Origin of the sequence: Lutimaribacter degradans (assembly GCF_023703375.1) — a bacterium.
Lineage (GTDB): Bacteria > Pseudomonadota > Alphaproteobacteria > Rhodobacterales > Rhodobacteraceae > Lutimaribacter > Lutimaribacter degradans.
Genome location: NZ_JAMQGO010000007.1, coordinates 85,610 through 103,093, shown reverse-complemented (window position 1 = coordinate 103,093; position 17,484 = coordinate 85,610). Strand labels below are relative to the sequence as shown.

General features: G+C 62.2%; 18 protein-coding genes. 7 read left to right on the top strand and 11 right to left on the bottom strand.

From position 1 onward, the window contains the following. Positions 1 to 63: 63 nt before the first annotated feature. Positions 64 to 669 (top strand): LolA family protein, encoded by a 606-nt coding sequence (locus M8744_RS11780; protein ID WP_251416504.1) that lies wholly within the window; start codon positions 64 to 66, stop codon positions 667 to 669. A gap of 87 nt (positions 670 to 756) precedes the next feature. Here M8744_RS11780 and M8744_RS11775 read toward each other — a convergent pair whose 3' ends face one another. The 7 genes from M8744_RS11775 to trhO all read right to left on the bottom strand — a co-directional run bounded on the left by M8744_RS11775 (position 757) and on the right by trhO (position 8,014). Next, positions 757 to 1,683 carry a calcium-binding protein gene (locus M8744_RS11775; RefSeq protein ID WP_251416501.1) on the bottom strand — a complete coding sequence of 309 codons (927 nt, stop codon included), beginning with the start codon at positions 1,681 to 1,683 and terminating at the stop codon, positions 757 to 759. Positions 1,684 to 1,767: 84 nt separating this feature from the next. After that, entirely contained in the window at positions 1,768 to 2,043 is a 276-nt protein-coding gene (locus tag M8744_RS11770; protein WP_251416484.1) for a DUF5665 domain-containing protein, read from the bottom strand. Continuing rightward, positions 2,036 to 2,572 (bottom strand): DUF1643 domain-containing protein, encoded by a 537-nt coding sequence (locus tag M8744_RS11765; RefSeq protein ID WP_251416481.1) that lies wholly within the window; start codon positions 2,570 to 2,572, stop codon positions 2,036 to 2,038. The genes M8744_RS11770 and M8744_RS11765 overlap by 8 nt, the downstream gene beginning before the upstream one ends. Then, complete coding sequence (gene truB, locus M8744_RS11760) at positions 2,569 to 3,474, bottom strand: tRNA pseudouridine(55) synthase TruB (protein WP_251416478.1); 906 nt, start codon at positions 3,472 to 3,474, stop codon at positions 2,569 to 2,571. Before truB ends, M8744_RS11765 begins: the two co-directional genes overlap by 4 nt. 63 nt (positions 3,475 to 3,537) lie before the next feature. Continuing rightward, positions 3,538 to 4,863: a UDP-glucose dehydrogenase family protein gene (locus M8744_RS11755; RefSeq protein WP_251416475.1), complete on the bottom strand. Its 1,326-nt coding sequence runs from the start codon at positions 4,861 to 4,863 to the stop codon at positions 3,538 to 3,540. 116 nt (positions 4,864 to 4,979) lie between these two features. Then, the gene (locus tag M8744_RS11750; RefSeq protein ID WP_251416472.1) at positions 4,980 to 6,866 is read right to left on the bottom strand and encodes a polysaccharide biosynthesis protein; all 1,887 of its coding nucleotides are present in this window, start codon (positions 6,864 to 6,866) and stop codon (positions 4,980 to 4,982) included. Positions 6,867 to 7,099: 233 nt separating this feature from the next. Continuing rightward, positions 7,100 to 8,014 carry an oxygen-dependent tRNA uridine(34) hydroxylase TrhO gene (gene trhO / locus M8744_RS11745; protein ID WP_251416469.1) on the bottom strand — a complete coding sequence of 305 codons (915 nt, stop codon included), beginning with the start codon at positions 8,012 to 8,014 and terminating at the stop codon, positions 7,100 to 7,102. 98 nt (positions 8,015 to 8,112) lie between these two features. On the opposite strand from trhO, the gene pncA reads away from it, so the two are divergent. The 5 genes from pncA (at position 8,113) to M8744_RS11720 (ending at position 12,988) form a co-directional block, all read left to right on the top strand. Continuing rightward, positions 8,113 to 8,718, top strand: a complete 606-nt coding sequence (gene pncA / locus M8744_RS11740; RefSeq protein ID WP_251416466.1) for a bifunctional nicotinamidase/pyrazinamidase — start codon at positions 8,113 to 8,115, stop codon at positions 8,716 to 8,718. An 18-nt stretch (positions 8,719 to 8,736) separates the two neighbouring features. Then, positions 8,737 to 9,120: a hypothetical protein gene (locus M8744_RS11735; protein ID WP_251416434.1), complete on the top strand. Its 384-nt coding sequence runs from the start codon at positions 8,737 to 8,739 to the stop codon at positions 9,118 to 9,120. Beyond that, positions 9,113 to 9,958: an FkbM family methyltransferase gene (locus tag M8744_RS11730; protein WP_251416429.1), complete on the top strand. Its 846-nt coding sequence runs from the start codon at positions 9,113 to 9,115 to the stop codon at positions 9,956 to 9,958. The genes M8744_RS11735 and M8744_RS11730 overlap by 8 nt, the downstream gene beginning before the upstream one ends. A 72-nt stretch (positions 9,959 to 10,030) precedes the next feature. Continuing rightward, positions 10,031 to 11,323 carry a nicotinate phosphoribosyltransferase gene (pncB, locus tag M8744_RS11725; RefSeq protein WP_251416414.1) on the top strand — a complete coding sequence of 431 codons (1,293 nt, stop codon included), beginning with the start codon at positions 10,031 to 10,033 and terminating at the stop codon, positions 11,321 to 11,323. A 90-nt stretch (positions 11,324 to 11,413) separates the two neighbouring features. After that, entirely contained in the window at positions 11,414 to 12,988 is a 1,575-nt protein-coding gene (locus M8744_RS11720) for a class I adenylate-forming enzyme family protein (RefSeq protein WP_251416411.1), read from the top strand. A 6-nt stretch (positions 12,989 to 12,994) separates the two neighbouring features. Here M8744_RS11720 and aroQ read toward each other — a convergent pair whose 3' ends face one another. The 4 genes from aroQ to M8744_RS11700 form a co-directional block, all read right to left on the bottom strand. Further along, complete coding sequence (gene aroQ / locus M8744_RS11715; RefSeq protein ID WP_251416408.1) at positions 12,995 to 13,432, bottom strand: type II 3-dehydroquinate dehydratase; 438 nt, start codon at positions 13,430 to 13,432, stop codon at positions 12,995 to 12,997. Positions 13,433 to 13,678: 246 nt separating this feature from the next. Then, complete coding sequence (gene msrA, locus M8744_RS11710) at positions 13,679 to 14,188, bottom strand: peptide-methionine (S)-S-oxide reductase MsrA (protein ID WP_251416393.1); 510 nt, start codon at positions 14,186 to 14,188, stop codon at positions 13,679 to 13,681. Further along, on the bottom strand, positions 14,185 to 14,634 hold the full coding sequence (gene msrB / locus M8744_RS11705; protein ID WP_251416375.1) for a peptide-methionine (R)-S-oxide reductase MsrB: 450 nt from the start codon (positions 14,632 to 14,634) through the stop codon (positions 14,185 to 14,187). Before msrB ends, msrA begins: the two co-directional genes overlap by 4 nt. Positions 14,635 to 14,723: 89 nt before the next feature. After that, on the bottom strand, positions 14,724 to 15,230 hold the full coding sequence (locus M8744_RS11700) for a dual specificity protein phosphatase family protein (protein ID WP_251417094.1): 507 nt from the start codon (positions 15,228 to 15,230) through the stop codon (positions 14,724 to 14,726). A 407-nt stretch (positions 15,231 to 15,637) separates the two neighbouring features. Between M8744_RS11700 and M8744_RS11695 the strand changes: the two genes are divergently transcribed. Further along, the gene (locus M8744_RS11695) at positions 15,638 to 17,407 is read left to right on the top strand and encodes a DNA polymerase III subunit gamma/tau (RefSeq protein WP_251416358.1); all 1,770 of its coding nucleotides are present in this window, start codon (positions 15,638 to 15,640) and stop codon (positions 17,405 to 17,407) included. Positions 17,408 to 17,484: the final 77 nt, after the last annotated feature.

The following is a 17,484-nucleotide window of genomic DNA, read 5'->3' as shown; positions in this document are numbered from 1 at the left end:
CTGTCGCGCGAACGTGACAACGGGCCTGTGGCAAGAAGCGAGAACAGGGCTTATCTACATGTCATGATGTTATTGCGCTCCCTCATTGCCGCCGCGCTTCTGGCGGTCACCGCCCTGCCTGCCGCGGCAGAAAAACTGTCGCTGGCAGAAATTTCGCGCTATCTGAACGATCTTCAGACGGCACAGGGGGCGTTTACCCAGATCAACGATGACGGCACGATCGACACCGGCACCATCTATATCAAGCGGCCGGGTCGCGTGCGCTTTGAATACGCGGCGCCCAACCCGGCGCTGGTGCTTGCGGGTGCAGGCAGCGTGGCGGTATTCGACGCGCGCTCGAACACCGGGCCCGATGTTTATCCGCTGAAACAGACGCCGCTTTCGATCATTCTGGATAATAATGTCGATCTGACCCGCGCGCGCATGGTGGTGGGCCACACCAGCGACGGCACGACAACAACCGTCACCGCGCAAGACCCCGACAACCCGGAATACGGCAACATCCAGCTTGTATTCACCGCCAACCCGACCGAGCTGCGGCAGTGGAAAATAAACGATGACGCCGGCGGCACCACCACGGTTGTGCTGGGCGAAATGCGCGTGGGTGGTTCGATCAGCAACCGTAAGTTCGATATTCAAAGCGAGACACGGGACCGCACAAACCGATAGGTTTGGACTGCGCCCGTCGGTGGCGATTGGGCGCCGTGCGCCGCGCCAAGCCGAGAGAGAGCGACATGTGCATCCGCCCGTGGCTGTTCAGGCCCGTATCAATGCCACATGGTCGAGCGTCAGCCCGATATCGGCGGATACCGACAAGATCGGGATTCCATCCAGCGTAAGCGCCAATTGCCCTTGGGTTTCGCCAGGTTGCAGGTTCAGCGCAGGCTCGCTGCCATCACCGTCATAGACCACGATGATCTGATCCTCGGCCGGGTCGAAATCATGAAGATGCGCGGCGGTTTCGATCCAGTCGCCGACAAACACGGTGTCAGCCCCGTCGCCGGTATCGACGTGGTCGGCACTGCCCGCTTCGATCACATCATTGCCCCCACCACCGTTCAGGTAATCGGCGGCATCATCGCTGCGGCCGGTCAGCGTATCGTCGCCCCAGCCACCGAACAGCGTGTCAGCCCCTGCGCCGCCATCCAGCGCATCGTCGCCCAGGCCGCCATTCAGCATATCGGCACCCCCGCCCCCCAGCAGGCTGTCATTGCCATCACCGCCCGCCAGGCTGTCATCGCCGGAATTACCCCGCAGCAGGTCGTCATCGGCCGCGCCGAAAAGCGTGTCGTTGCCCATCCCGCCCGACAGGGTGTCATTCCCGGTGTCACCCTGAAGCGTGTCGTCGCCCGCGTCACCGGATAAAAGGTCATGGCCGTCTTGCCCATGCAGGTCGTCGGCGCCCGCGCCGCCCGACAGGGTATCGTTGCCCGCGTAACCGCCCAGTTCATCGACCCCGGCGCCACCGGTCAGCACATCATCGCCGGCTCCGCCGACCAGCGTTTGATCCCCAACCGTCAGGTCGTCCGGCCCCGATGCCAAAAGGTCATCGCCGGTATTCGTATCATCGCCCGTGGAGTCGGGGTTGTCGATTTCGTCCAGATCATCGTCATCCGACGGAGAAACGCCCACAATGGCCGCCCCGGCCAACATCAGGCCCAGAAGGTTTGCAATCATCAACATGTTCCACACCCCAGCACCAAGGAACCCCCGGCGCACTATGCCACCAGGGGGGCGGGCGTGGTCAATTTCATTCGCCCCGGGTGGTTAACGGGGTTCGGCGATCTGGTCGGCAATCTCGCGCGCCCATTCGCCGACGATGGGCAGAAATTCAAACTGCGACAGCCACCAGGCGGCCAATGACACCAGCATCGTCGCGCCCAGGGCAGAGCCCAGGCCAAAAGCCAGCCCACGCATGAACTGGAACATGATCAGCCTGGCGGGGCGGTTGTGCAGCTGCACGAAACGGTGGCTATTGAGTTTCGCGACCTCGGCGCTCAGCCGGGCCATCGCCTGTTTCAGGTCGGCGGGGTCGTCACTCATCACTGGTCCTTTCCTCGCGTCCGGGCAGCCATAGTTGCGGCTGCTCGGAATAGGCGATGTAAAGCGGGTGCCTGGGGTGGCCAGCCCGGGTCAGGCCCAGATGGTGCACCGCGCGGCCTGTTTCGCGCAACAGCGCCTCAACCTGTGTGCCACGGTCCAGATGCGCGCCATGCGCCCCCCAGGCGGCAATGATACGGTCAGCCCAGGGGCAGCTTTCGGCGATGGCCTTATCATTCTCGGGGCCTACCGGGTCTGCGGCGGCCCGCATCTTTTTCGGGTCGGTATCACGCCAGGCAAAAATGTTGGCCACGCGAAAAGCCCCGAACCCCAGCGCCCGTGCGCGGCGCTCGCAGCGTTCGACCGTCGGGTCATTCTGCACCTCGGTCGCGGTCGATGGGTTCAGCATGACGAACAGCGCGCGCGGCGCGGCGTCATCCCAGACGCGGGTCAGCAGGTACCGATAGCGTTCGCAATCGGAATAGACGGCGGTAGATCGCGCATCGCCCTTTTGATGCGCGCGGGTGATCATGTCTGGAAAACGCGGCTTGGGTGCAGTTCACCGGCCTTGAAACGGCCGACGGCTATTGCCTGCCCGTCATGCGCGGCCCAACATTCTTCGCCGTATTCCACGTCATGGGCGATCACCATGCCGGGGTTGCCGTTGCGCAGGCGTGCGGCGCCCTGGTCGGTGCAGGTTACTTTCGGCAGGTCTGCGAGTCCGGTTTCAAGTGGCAGCAACAGATCATCGAGTTCGGGCGTGCGCGCCAGTTCTTCGATCCGCGCCAGCGTTACACCGTCTTCAACGTCGAACGGCCCCGACCAGACCCGGCGCAGGCGCGTGACATGGCCATGGCACCCCAGTGCTTCGCCCAGGTCGCGGGCAATGGCACGCACGTATCCACCCTTGCCACAGGTCATTTCCAGGACGGCATGATCGGCATCGGGCCGGTCGGTCAGCAACAGCTCCTCGATCCACAGGGGGCGGGCGGCAATTTCCACGTCTTCGCCATCGCGGGCCAGCTTGTAGGCGCGCTGCCCGTCGATCTTGACGGCGGAAAACTTGGGCGGCACCTGCATGATCTCGCCCAGGAACCCGCCCAGCGCAGTCTTGATCTGGTCGTCGGTCGGGCGTGTGTCGCTTTGCGCGATCACCTCGCCTTCGGCGTCATCGGTGTTGGTTGCCTGGCCCAGCCGCACGGTGAATTCATAGGCTTTCATCGCGTCGGTGACATAGGGCACGGTTTTCGTGGCCTCGCCCAGTGCCACGGCCAGAACGCCCGTCGCCTCGGGGTCGAGCGTACCGGCATGGCCGGCCTTGTTGGCGTTTAAGGCCCAGCGAACCTTGTTCACAACGGCGGTCGAGGTCAGCCCGGCGGGCTTGTCGACCACCAGCCACCCCGAGATATCGCGGCCTTTTTTCCTGCGTCCCATGCGCGTGACCCCTTTCAAGGAAAGCGGCGGGTTAGCCCAAGCGCGCCGCGCTGTCAAATCGGCCTAGGCATCCTTGTGAAAGGCCGGTCGCCCGATGGAATCATAGGCGTCAAAGCCCGCGCGCTTGGCGTCTTTCGCGCTGTAGATATTGCGCAGGTCGGCCATGCGTGGCGTTGCCATTTTCTTCGCCACCTTCTTGAGGTCGAGGGCCCGAAACTCGTTCCATTCCGTCAAGACAACCAAGAGATCGGCGTTCTGTGCCGCCTTGTACGGATCATCGAACCACACGACACCGGGCAGCAGCGCATCGCCCTCGTTTCGGCCCTGCGGATCCACAACACGCACCTTGGCGCCAGCGCCCACCAGCGCGGGCACGATGGTAAGGCTGGGAGCGTCGCGCATGTCATCGGTGTTGGGCTTGAACGTTACCCCAAGCATGGCGATCGTCTTGCCGTTGAAGCTGCCACCGGAAAGATCGAGCAACTTGTCGATCATGCGGCGCTTGATCTCTTCGTTGACCTTGATGACCGTTTCGGTGATCTGCATCGGCATGGCGTGTTCCTGCCCGATCCGCGCCAATGCCTTGGTATCCTTGGGAAAGCACGACCCGCCATAGCCCGGCCCGGCATGGAGGAACTTGTTGCCGATGCGCCCGTCAAGGCCGATACCCCGGGCCACCTCTTTCACATCGCCGCCCACGCGTTCGCACAGGGCCGCGATTTCGTTGATGAAGGTGATCTTGGTCGCCAGGAAGGCATTGGCGGCGTATTTGATCATCTCGGCCGACTCCAGGTCGGTCGTGACGATGGGAAATTCGCGCAGGTAAAGCGGCCGATAGATCTCGGCCATGACCTCGGCGGCGCGTTCATTCTGAACGCCGACGACAACGCGATCGGGTTTCATGAAATCGTCGATGGCGGCACCTTCGCGCAGGAACTCGGGGTTGCTGGCCACGTCGAAATCAAGATTCGGATTGGTTTTGCGGATCGTCTGCTTGACCTGTCGGTTCGTTCCAAGCGGTACCGTCGATTTCGTCACGACGACGATATAGTGATCGGCCGTTCGGGCGATTTCCTCGGCTGCGGCCATCACATAGGTCAGATCGGCATGGCCATCGCCGCGGCGGGTGGGGGTACCCACGGCGATGAACACGGCATCGGCATCTTGCAGGGCATGCGTCAGGTCCAGCGTGAATGACAGGCGCCCGGCCTCGACATTCTTTGCCATCAACTGTTCCAGGCCCGGTTCGTATATGGGCACCTGGCCGTTTTCCAGCTTCTCGATCTTGGCAGGATCCTTGTCGACGCAAATCACCTCGTGCCCGAAGTCAGAAAAACACACCCCTGACACAAGCCCGACATAGCCTGTGCCGATCATCGCAATTTTCATGGTCTGGTCCTGCTACTGCCTGTTTTCCTAAAGGTATTCGGCAGCGCGCCCATGCGTGTCAACGCAAGCAAGGGTGCCGAAGGCGTTTCGTCGCCGGGCGTGGCCAAAAAGCCGATTCAGGTCGCCGTTGCGCTGCCCGTGTCGGCGTCTTTCAACTGTGGCTCGACCCAGCGCGCAACGGCCTTGCGCGCGGCGGCTGCGTCACGGCTTTCGATAGCTTCACGCAGATCGCGCAGAGCGTTGGCAACCTCGATCTCCGACAGGAAACCCTCTTTCGCGCGCATGATCTTGGAATGTGGCGTTTTCAGAAGGTCCGTTGTCAAAAGCAGCTCTTCGTGGAGCTTTTCGCCGGGCCGCAGGCCGGTGACCCGGATTTCGATATCGCCGCCAGGATTGTCGTTGTCGCGCACCGTCAGGCCGGCACCTTCGATCATCTGGCGGGCCAGTTGCCTGATCGGCACCGGCTTGCCCATGTTCAGAACGAAAAGGTCGCCCCCCTGCGCGTAAGATCCAGCCAACAGCACCAGCCGGGCCGCTTCCGCGATTGTCATGAAATAGCGCGTCACCTCGCCATGGGTCAGGGTGACCGGCCCGCCGCTGGCAATCTGTTCGCGAAACAGCGGGATGACCGATCCGGACGAGCCCAGCACGTTGCCAAAGCGCACCATCGAGAAAAGCGTGCCCCGAGAGCGCGTGGCCAGGTCCTGCACGACAAGTTCTGCCAGGCGCTTCGACGCGCCCATGATGTTGGTTGGCCGCACGGCCTTGTCGGTCGAAATAAGGATGAAATGCGCCACGCCGGTATCATGCGCCGCCTGAGCCACGATCCGCGTGCCGAACACGTTGTTCCAAAGCCCCGAGATCTCGTTGGCCTCGACCATCGGCACATGCTTGTAGGCGGCGGCATGCAACACCACCTCGACCTTGTGTTCGGTCATGATGTGCCGGATCAGGCCCGCGTCGGTGACTGACCCGAGGATCGGAATGATTTCCGTTCCGGTTCCGTTGATTTGGGTGCGAAGGTTGCGGTCGATCTCGTACAGCGCCAGTTCTGCATGATCGACCAGGATAATGCGCGCCGGCTTGCATTTCAGCAATTGCCGGCACAACTCGGCCCCGATCGAGCCGCCGGCCCCGGTGATCATGACAGTCCGGCCACTATAGGCAGCGGTCGCATCGGGGAGAGCCGAATCAAGGTTCTGCCGGCCCAGCAGTTCATCCAGGGGCATGGCCGCGTTCTTCAGGCTTATCTCGCCCGTGCTGACAAGCGACGCGAAAGAGGGCAACGAATGAACCTCGATACCCAGCGGTTTCAGCCGGCTCGCGATATTCGTCTGTTGCTGCGCGCTGGCCGAGGGCATGGCAAGCACGATACGGTCGATGCGTTTGCCATTGGTCAGCCTTTTCAGCGCGGCGGGCGAATAGACGGGTGTGCCGGAAACGACCAGCGATTGCAGCGTCGGATCGTCATCGACAAAGGCGACCAATTCGACCGCGTTATCGGTGCGCAGGGCCGCCGCCAGCTGTTGCCCGGTTTGCCCGGCTCCGTACACGATGACACGAAACTTCTGACGGCCGCGATTGTAGATCGCGATCGTGATCTGCCGCAGGATCATGCGCCAGGCCATGGCCATGACGAGAAACATCAGCGTGAAGATGACCGAGATTTTCCACGGAAGATGCTGCGCCATCCATGTCGTCAGCACCAGCGCCGCCACACCCACGATCCCGGCAAACCATATCGTGCGTGTGAAGCCCCGGCTTTCAAAGGCGTTCAGCTTGATCCTGGGCAAACCCAAAAGGCTGCTGGTCAGGGCCGATATTCCCATCAGGCACAAGATCAGCGGGGCAGATGCCGAAATCGTGGGCCATGAAATCGCGATGCTTGTGTTCAGGGCAAGTGCGCAAAGAAAGGCAAAAGGCACGATCGCAGTGTCGAGGAATAGAAACACGATTTGTTTTTGAAAACGCGAAAGCGAAGTCACCAGTTTGAAAAGTGTCATGTCGATCCTGCCAACAAAGCCATCAGGCCAAAGAAATACAAACCGGGTTATCCTTGACGCAATTTGAACCGTGTTTGACCAAAACTGGGGGCGCCAGTGTAAAACAATTACGATCCATAGCAGAGGCGTATGGTTCGGGCCAGTCTTTTGCTTGTTCAATAGGCGTGGGCGTTCAGCCTCGAAAATGAAATAGCCCAATTTCGAGGCGGTTCCCCAATACAGGCTGCGCCTTTTCAGACAGGCGAAAGACCGCCAAGGTGGCGTTCGCCACGTTCATGGGCAAGCTCGATCTGCCGCTGGCGCTCACGAAAGCGAGCCTTGTCATCTTCGCTTGTCTCGTCGATGCACTGGTGACAACTGACGCCGTGCTCATATTCGGGGCGTTTACGATCATCCGGCAGCAGGGGCCTGCGGCACGCATGGCACAAGACATGGGGCCCCTCTTGTAGCCCGTGTTCCACCGACACGCGGTTGTCAAAGACAAAACATGCACCCTGCCAGGTGCTTTCGTCGGCGGGCACCTCTTCGAGATATTTAAGGATGCCGCCCTTGAGATGATAAACCTCGGCCACGCCTTGCCCGAGAAGGAAGTTCGTCGATTTCTCACAGCGGATGCCGCCGGTGCAGAACATCGCCACGCGCTTGTTGTGAAAGCGGTCCTTGTTTTCTTCCCACCAGGCGGGAAATTCGCGAAAGCTTTTGGTTTGCGGGTCAACCGCGCCTTCGAAAGTGCCGATGGCGATCTCGTAATCGTTGCGCGTGTCGATCACCACCACGTCTTCGCTGAGGATCAGGTCGTTCCAGTCTTGCGGATCGACATAATGGCCGACGCGGGCGCGCGGGTCGATTTCCGGTTGGCCCATCGTCACGATTTCCCGCTTAAGCTTGACCTTGGTGCGGGCAAAGGGCTGTTCGGAGGCGGTGCTTTCCTTCCATTCCAGATCGGCACAACCGGGCAGGGCACGCACATGGGCCAGCACCGTGTCCAGGCCCGCACGATCGCCCGCGATGGTTCCGTTGATGCCCTCGCGCGCCAGCAGCAGCGTGCCGGTCACGCCCTTGTCTTGCATCAACTGCAAAAGGGGCCTGCGCAATGCGGCCGGATCATCGAAGCGGGTGAAATGATAAAGGGCAGCCAAGATATACATGCCCGCGATTTACGCCCATGCGCGCCTTCCCGCAAGCCGCAGGATTGACGCGGGCGCGGTGCCCACCTACGCCTTTTGCCAGGCAAAGGAGACACCCCATGACCGACACCGCGCTGATCGTGATCGACGTTCAAAACGATTTCTGCCCCGGTGGTGCGCTTGCAGTGGCGCAGGGCGACCGGATCGTGCCGGGGGTCAACGCGCTGATGGGGCAGGTGGGCGCCGTGATCCTGACGCAGGATTGGCACCCGTCCGATCACAGCTCCTTCGCGTCGCAGCATCCGGGCCATGCGCCGATGGAACAGATCGAAATGCCCTATGGCCCCCAGGTGCTGTGGCCTGACCATTGCGTGCAGGGCAGCGATGGCGCCGCATTTCACCCCGACCTGAACACCAACCGCGCCCAGATGATCGCGCGCAAAGGGTTCCGCCGCGACATCGACAGCTATTCGGCGTTTTTCGAAAATGACCAAACCACGCCCACGGGGCTTGAGGGCTATCTGCGCAGCCGCGCCATTGACAAGCTGGTGTTCTGTGGCCTGGCCACCGATTTCTGCGTTGCCTGGTCGGCGCTGGATGCGGCCAGGCTGGGGTTCGACGTGACCGTGCGGCTGGATTTGTGCCGGGCCATCGACATGGACGGATCTTTGGATGCGGCGCTGGGCCGGATGGGCGATATGGGCATCGCTCTGGTGAACAGCTAACGGATACAAGGTTTGGTAATGAGGTCCTATTTCCACGCGATCGAGGATTTTGGCCAGCAATCGGGTGAGTTCCTTGGTATTTTCGACGGCGACCTGAAACGGATCCACACGTTCAACCCATTTGGCGGCAGAGGCGTGCGGGCAGTTCGAATCGCAGGCCCCCGTATCCATGCGATTTCGCATGGCCGGGGCAGCGCGCAGGATGGCACACCCATTGCGCGCTTCGATGCCGTTCTGGAGGGTTTGCGCGATACGCTTGCCGCCGATCACCCTTGGGACCGTGCCGCGCGCAATGCCTTGCCAAATCCACGCCTGGCTGATCTGCTTCTATTGTGGGCCGTCCTGCTTGCGCGTAGGTTGCCGGCCGGAAAAACCGCGCCGTATCGAGGATATCATGGTTGAATTTGCCGCACGCGCCATGGCCGCGCACGAGCAGCGCCCCGAAGACGACAGCCTGTCGGATGCTTTCGGCACTTACCGGCCCAACATGCTGCAACGCGCGTTGATCGGGCTGGCGCGTGCCACGCCACTGCATCGCGGGCGGTTGCGCCATATCACCAGCCAATGGATCTACCGGATGGGACGCCCCCTGGATATCGAGCGGCTTGGCTGCAATTTCCGCGTTGGCAACCGCGACAATCTGATCGAATACGGGCTGCTGCTGAACCCTGGCTATAACCAGTCCGAGATCGAGTTTCTGTCGGCGCCGTTGGGCCCGGGCAGCGTGGCTCTCGATATCGGGTCGAATATCGGGCTTTATACCCTGCCATTGGCCAAAACCGGCGCCCGGGTCATCGCGATCGACGCCAATCCGGTGATGGCGGCGCAACTGCGGTTCAACCTGCGCGCCTCGGGGATGTCCGACGCCGATGTGGCCAATGTTGCGGTAGGCGACAGCGACGGCATGGGCAACCTGGAAATCCGCCGCGATGACGTGGCGATGGTCAATGTCGTGGCCGACGAGGCGGGTGGCGCAATCCCGATCCGGCGGCTGGACAGCGTGCTGGCCGAAATGGGCGTGACCCGCGTCGACGTGCTGAAAATCGATATCGAAGGGTTCGAGGACAAGGCGCTGGCCCCCTACCTGGCGCAAGCGCAGGGTGACATGATCCCGCGCCGTATTGTCATCGAACGCGCCGGGCCACAGGACTACCCCGCCTGTTTCGAACAGTTCGAGCGGCTGGGTTTCACGCTGCATGGGCGCACGCGCAACAACTCGATGTATGTGCGGCCAGAGTGACGGGCCGCACGCCCCCTTGCCTTTGGTGTGCGGGATTTGGTCTAAGTCACCCGCAATAGCAGGAGCCGCCCCATGGTCGACATCGCCACACGTGTCTGGAATCATAAGTGGAAGATCGATCCGATCGTCCGGTCGCTGATCGACACGGATTTCTACAAGCTGTTGATGTGCCAGTCGGTCTTTCGAAACAGCCCCGACACGCAGGTGACCTTTTCCCTGATCAATCGCACCAAGTCGATCCGGCTGGCCGAGTTGATCGACGAGGGCGAGCTGCGCGAGCAGCTTGATCATATCCGCTCACTTCGGTTGACTCGCGGCGAAAGCACGTGGCTGCGCGGGAACACCTTTTACGGCAAGCGCCAGATGTTCCGCCCCGATTTCATGGAATGGTTCGAGAAATTGCGCCTGCCGCCCTATCACCTGGAAAAGCGCGACGGTCAGTACGAACTGACATTCGAAGGCAGCTGGCCCGAGGTGATGTTGTGGGAAATTCCCGCCCTCGCCGTGTTGATGGAGCTGCGCGGCCGTGCCGTTCTGCACGAGATGAAGCGGTTTGAATTGCAGGTGCTTTATGCCCGCGGCATGACCAAGTTGTGGGAAAAGGTCGAAGCCCTGCGCCAGATTGACGGGCTGCGCCTGGCCGATTTCGGCACCCGGCGGCGACATTCCTTTCTGTGGCAGGATTGGTGCGTGCGCGCGCTGCAAGAGGGGCTGGGTGAGAAATTCGTGGGAACCTCGAACTGCCTGATCGCCAAGAACCGCGATCTTGAAGCGATTGGAACCAATGCGCACGAGCTGCCGATGGTTTACGCGGCGCTGGCAGAAAGCGATGAAGAATTGGCAAGGGCGCCCTACCAGGTGCTTGCCGATTGGCATGAAGAGCACGAGGGCAACCTGCGCATCATGTTGCCTGACACTTACGGCACCGAAGGGTTCCTGGAACGTGCGCCCGATTGGCTGGCCGGCTGGACGGGTATTCGCATCGACAGCGGCGACCCGGCGGCCGGGGCCGAGGCCGCGATCAAATGGTGGAAGGCTCGCGGCGAAGACCCGACGAAGAAACTGGTGATCTTTTCCGATGGTCTGGACGTTGCAGAAATCGCCGAGCTTCAGGCGCAGTTCGGGGATCGCGTGCGGGTGTCCTTTGGTTGGGGCACGTTGCTGACCAACGATTTCCGGGGCCTCACCGCAGGCGACGCGCTGGCGCCGTTCTCACTGGTTTGCAAGGCGGTGTCGGCCAATGGCCGCCCCACGGTCAAGCTGTCGGACAACCCGGAAAAGGCGATGGGCCCCAAGGACGAGATTGCGCGCTACAAACGCGTGTTCGGCGTGGGTGAACAGCAGCGGATCGAGGTCGTGGTTTGATTTCCGCCTTGCGGATATAAATCCCGCCTGCTTGCAATTGCGAAAAATCGCGGCAAACTTCTCTCCCGCAGGAGGAGGCCCGCGAAAACCATGATCCCCATTACCCCGCCCACGCCAGACAACCCGCCGCGTGAAACCGTCAATGACATGATCCGCGCCAGCGCCAGGCGCAACCCTGCCCGGTTGGCCGTTGTCTGTGGCGACACCACGCGCACCTGGGCGCAGTTCGATGCGCGGGCAAACCAGGTGGCCAATGCGCTGATCGCCTTGGGCGTGGGCAAGGGCGACCGCGTGGCAATGCTGGCGCCGAACTCGGTGGAATATGCCGAGGTTTTCGTCGGCACACTGCGCGCGGGGGCGGTGATCACGCCGCTTTCAACCCTTGCTGCCGGTGAGGCATTGGAAAAGATGCTGCTGGATTGCGGAGCCAAGGTGTTTTTCCTGGCCTATCAATATCGTGATCTGGCGTGGCCTTTCCTTGGCAACCTCCCAGCGCAAACGGTGGCGATGGATTTCAACGCGAGCCTTCCCGGCTTTGAAAGCCTGCTGGCCGATGCGCCCGCAACCGACCCCGGCGTTGTTGTCTCGCTCGATGATCCTTGCAACCTGATCTATTCCTCGGGCACCACCGGAACGCCCAAGGGCATCCTGCACAATCACTGGATGCGCGCGGCGCAGATGTCACGGGTGGGGCCCAACGGATATACCGATGACGATGCGCGCACGCTGATTTCGACACCGCTTTATTCGAACACCACCATTGTCTGTTTCCTGCCTGCGCTGGTGGGCGGGGGCACTGTCTACCTGATGCCGAAATTCGATGCGCGCCGCTACCTCGAGATGGCCCAGTCGGAGCGGATCACCCACACGATGCTGGTGCCCGTGCAATACAAGCGCATCATGGATGTGCCCGGTTTCGATGATTTCGACCTGTCTTCGATGCGGCGCAAGTTCTCAACCTCGGCACCGCTGCGCGCGGATGTGAAGCGTGACGTGCTGGCGCGCTTTCCCGGCAAACTGATGGAGTACTACGGCCTGACCGAGGGGGGCGGCGTCACCGTTCTGATCGCCGATGAACACCCTGACAAGTTGCACACCGTGGGCCGCCCGGCGGAATTTTCCGAGATTCGGATCATTGACCCGGAGGGTCACCCGCTGCCCCCCGGCGAAGTGGGCGAGATCGTGGGGCGTTCCCCCACCATGATGTCGGGATATTTCGGGCGTGATGACCTGACCGCCGATTATATCTGGACCGATGAGAATGGCACACAGTTCTTCCGCTCGGGCGACATGGGCTCTTTCGATGCAGACGGGTTCCTGACCCTGTCGGACCGCAAAAAGGACATGATTATTTCCGGCGGGTTGAACATCTTTGCCAATGATCTGGAACTTGTGCTGCTGGATGACCCTGACGTGACCGATGCCGCCGTGGTCGGCGTGCCCTCTGACGCGTGGGGGGAAACGCCGCTGGGGTTGGTGGTTTTGCGCCAAGGTGCCGAGCGCGGGGAAGATGATATTCGTGATGCTGCCAATGCCCGACTTGGCAAAAGCCACCGCTTGTCCGCAGTGGAAATCCGCGATTCGTTGCCGCGCAGCTCGATCGGCAAGATCTTGAAACGCGAACTGCGCCAACCCTATTGGCAGGTTGCAGGCCACGACATCTGACGTGGATCAGCCCAGCATATGCGCGATCTGGCGCAGCGCCAGCAGGTAGCCATGCGTGCCGCAGCCCGCGATCATCCCGTCGGCCCGTGCCGAGACAAACGAGTGGTGGCGAAACGCCTCGCGCCGGTGAATGTTCGAAATATGCACCTCGATCACCGGGCCGTCATACATGTTCAGCGCATCCAGTATGGCCACGGACGTATGGCTGTAGGCCGCCGGGTTGATGACGATGCCGCCGGCAGCCCCACGCGCTTCCTGTATCCAGGTGACAAGCTGACCCTCGTGGTTGCTTTGCCGGAAATCCGCTGTCAGCCCCAGTTCAGCGGCCAGCGCGGCGCAGGTTGCCTCGACATCGGCCAGGGTCGCGGCGCCGTAAATTTCGGGCTCGCGTGTGCCCAGCAGATTCAGATTCGGCCCGTTGAGGATCAGTATGTTCCGGCTCATGTGGCGATGCCCTTGTCGTGTGTTGGGTCGTGTTCTGGCCCAGCGGGCACTTCGGCCAAGTATCGGGCCTGATCGGGGTCATGTCGAGAGGGTTGGCCGCTGCCCCCCGCAATGCCTTTTTGCCGTGTTTCAAAAGGGCCTGTGCCGTCCGTGCCCGGGTCATGGTTCCATCGTTCCGGGTACATCCGGGAAGATGTGAGGGGGCCGCACCCCCTCTCTTGGCGCATGGAACCTGCGGCGCAAACCCTACTCTGCCGCGTCACGCCGGGGAAGCACCCAGTCCGGGCGGGGGAAGTGGCAGGTATACCCGTTCGGTAGCCGTTCAAGGTAATCCTGATGCTCGGGTTCGGCTTCCCAGAAATCGCCCACGGGCTCTACCTCGGTCACCACTTTTCCGGGCCACAAGCCCGACGCCTCGACATCCTTGATCGTGTTCAGCGCTTCTTCTTTCTGGGCTTCGTCGACGTAATAGATCGCGCTGCGATAACTCATGCCGACATCATTGCCCTGACGGTTCAGAGTGGTGGGGTCGTGGATCTGGAAGAAGAATTCCAGCAGCCGCCGATAGCTGATCCTTGCGGGGTCAAAAATGATCTCGATACCCTCGGCATGCGTGCCGTGGTTCCGGTAGGTCGCGTTGGGCACGTCCCCGCCAGTATAACCCACCCGCGTGCGGATCACACCGGGCAGCTTGCGGATCAGGTCCTGCATGCCCCAGAAACAGCCCCCCGCCAGAACGGCGCGTTCTTCGCTCATGTCACGTCCTCCACTTGGTCGATATATTTGCCGTAGCCTTCGGCATCCATGTCATCGCGATGAATGAACCGCAAGCTGGCCGAGTTTATGCAATAGCGCAGCCCGCCCCGCTCGGGCGGCCCGTCGGGGAATACGTGCCCAAGGTGGCTGTCGCCGTGGCGAGAGCGCACTTCGGTGCGGACCATGCCGTGGCTGGCATCGGTCAGCTCGACCACGTTGTCAGGTTCGATCGGTTTAACGAAACTGGGCCATCCGCAGCCCGATTCGTATTTCGCCGCGCTGGCGAACAATGGCTCGCCCGAGACGATATCAACGTAGATCCCCGGCGCCTTGTTGTTTAGGTACTTGCCCGTCCCCGGCCGCTCGGTGCCGTTTTCCTGCGTGACCCGGTATTCCTCGGGGCTGAGCGTCGCGATGGCATCGGGTGATTTTTCATACGTGGTCATTGCGGCCTCTTCCGTTCCTGTGCACAGAACATCAAATGGGGCATGACAGCGGTTTTGCCAAGGATGGTCGCGCGGTGGTGATGATCCTGTCACGCATTGTGGCGATGCACGAATTCCGGCGGCCGCACCCGCACGGCCCATTCCATCTGTGCCTCGGTCTCGACCGCGCAGGGCCGAACGTGACGCAGACGTTCCAGCGCGGCGGCCGGGTCTTCGCCCGCTTCGCACATCAACCTGAGCGCGATCATGCCCGAACGCCCGCAGCCACCGTGGCAATGCACCAGAACGCGCCCGCCCCCCCGCAACGCAGAAAGGGCAAGGCGGCTGACCTCGGGCCAGCGATCGGCGGTTTGTTTGTCGGGGATGCCCATGTCCTCGATCGGGATGTGAAACCAGCGGCTGCCGCTATCCTGCATCTTCTGGCCCAACCCCTCGGCACCGAGATTGACCAGCTCGGTCTTGGTCACCAGCGTCAACACAAGTGCCGGCTGCCATTCGCGCATATGCTCGATATCGGCGGCATGGTCGCCATCAAGGCCAGGCATCGGGCAGATCGCCAGGATGCCACCGGCCACCGGCAACGCATGGATGACCATCTGGCTCACTGTTCAAGCCCCTTTCGCGGTGCATGTGGCGCGCGGGCCCGCGCGTGGCCAACCGATATGTCGGTGGCCCATCTGCAAACAGTGGCAAGCCCCGTTTCATTCATGCGCATGGCACCCCCCACTGCATGGCATCCCCCGCAGCCATGTGTGCGCGGCCAAGCATCCGCGCATCCTTGATGGCAGGTTATCGAAACGGTGCAATCTGGCAAGCTTGCAAGGGGAAATGCGCCCGGAATCGCCCGCACAGGTGCAACGGGGGCACGCTAGGGCCGGTGATTGCGGGTCACCCCGCCGGGTTCGGCGCAGCGGGCCCGTTCGCAAAGATCGAAGGTGGACCTTGGGCGTGCCGGGCACTACCTTGGCCGCGTCGAACCAGAACACACCCCGGGGCCATTGGCATGAGCGATACCGAGAATCAGGTTTATCAGGTGCTGGCCCGAAAATACCGGCCTGAAACCTTTGCCGACCTGGTAGGCCAGGATGCGATGGTGCGCACCCTGAAAAACGCCTTCGCGGCCGACCGCATCGCGCAGGCCTTCATCATGACGGGCATTCGCGGAACCGGCAAAACCACAACCGCGCGCATCATTGCCAAGGGCATGAATTGCATCGGCCCTGACGGAAATGGTGGCCCCACCACCGACCCTTGCGGCCAATGCGAACATTGCGTGGCCATCATGGAAGGCCGCCATGTCGACGTGATGGAGATGGACGCCGCATCCCGCACCGGCGTGGGCGACATCCGCGAGATCATCGACAGCGTGCATTACCGCGCGGCCAGTGCTCGCTACAAGATCTACATCATCGACGAGGTTCACATGCTGTCAACCAGCGCGTTCAACGCGCTGCTCAAGACACTGGAAGAGCCGCCGGCACATGTGAAATTCATCTTTGCCACGACCGAGATTCGCAAGGTGCCTGTCACCGTGCTTTCCCGGTGCCAGCGGTTCGACCTGCGCCGGATCGAACCCGAGGTGATGATTGGCCTGCTGCGCCGGATCGCCGATGCCGAGGGCGCGCAGATCGCCGATGACGCGCTTGCGCTGATCACCCGCGCGGCCGAAGGCTCGGCACGCGATGCGACCTCCCTTCTGGACCAGGCGATTTCGCACGGGGCGGGCGAAACCACCGCCGACCAGGTGCGCGCGATGCTGGGCCTGGCCGATCGCGGCCGGGTGATGGATCTTTTCGACATGATCATGAAGGGCGACGCTGCCGGCGCCCTGTCCGAGCTTGGCGCGCAATATGCCGACGGGGCCGACCCGCTGGCAGTGCTGCGCGACCTGGCCGAGATCACGCACTGGATCTCCGTGGTCAAGATCACCCCTGAGGCCACCGACGACCCGACCGTCAGCCCCGATGAACGTGCCCGCGGTCAATCCATGGCCGATGCGCTGCCGATGCGCGTGCTCAGCCGCAGTTGGCAGATGTTGCTAAAGGCGCTGGACGAGGTCGCGGCGGCCCCCAATGCCATGATGGCCGCGGAAATGGCCGTGATCCGCCTGACACATGTGGCCGAGCTTCCCAGCCCCGAAGAGCTGGTGCGCAAGCTGAAAGATGCCCCGCCCTCCGCACCCGGCCCCGGTGGCGGTGCCACGGCCGGGCATGGTGGCGGTCAGTCAACGCCGGCGCAAGGCGCACCCGCACCGACCCATGGCAGTGGCGCTGGGCCCCATGCCCATGGCGGCGCGGGGTCCGTGGTGGCGCTGGCCCAGGATGCCGAGCATGCGCTTGCGCGGTTTCCCAGCTTTGATCACGTGGTCGAGCTGATCCGCGCCAATCGCGATGTGAAGCTGCTGGTCGAGGTTGAAACCTGCGTGCAACTGGCCAGTTATCGCCCCGGCCGGATCGAGTTCGTCCCGACCGAGCGGTCGCCCCAAGACCTGGCGCAACGCCTTGGCAGCGCGCTGCAACGCTGGACGGGCAATCGGTGGGCCGTCACTCTGGTGAACGAGGGCGGCGCCGAGACCATCGCGGCACGCCGCGACGCCGCCGCGCTCAAGCTGCGCCGGCAGGCCGAGGCACATCCGATGGTGCAGGCTGTCCTGGCCCGCTTTCCCGAGGCGCGCATCACCCAGATCCGCACGCCGGAGGAAAAACAGGCCGCCGCGCAGGTTGACGCATTGGCCGAGGTCGAAGACGAATGGGACCCCTTCGAAGAGAATTGAGCCGCCGTTTCGCGCGGCCGCCCTACTTGTTCAAGCGGGCAAGCGTTGCGATATGTGAAGGAAAGGCGGTGCCCCTG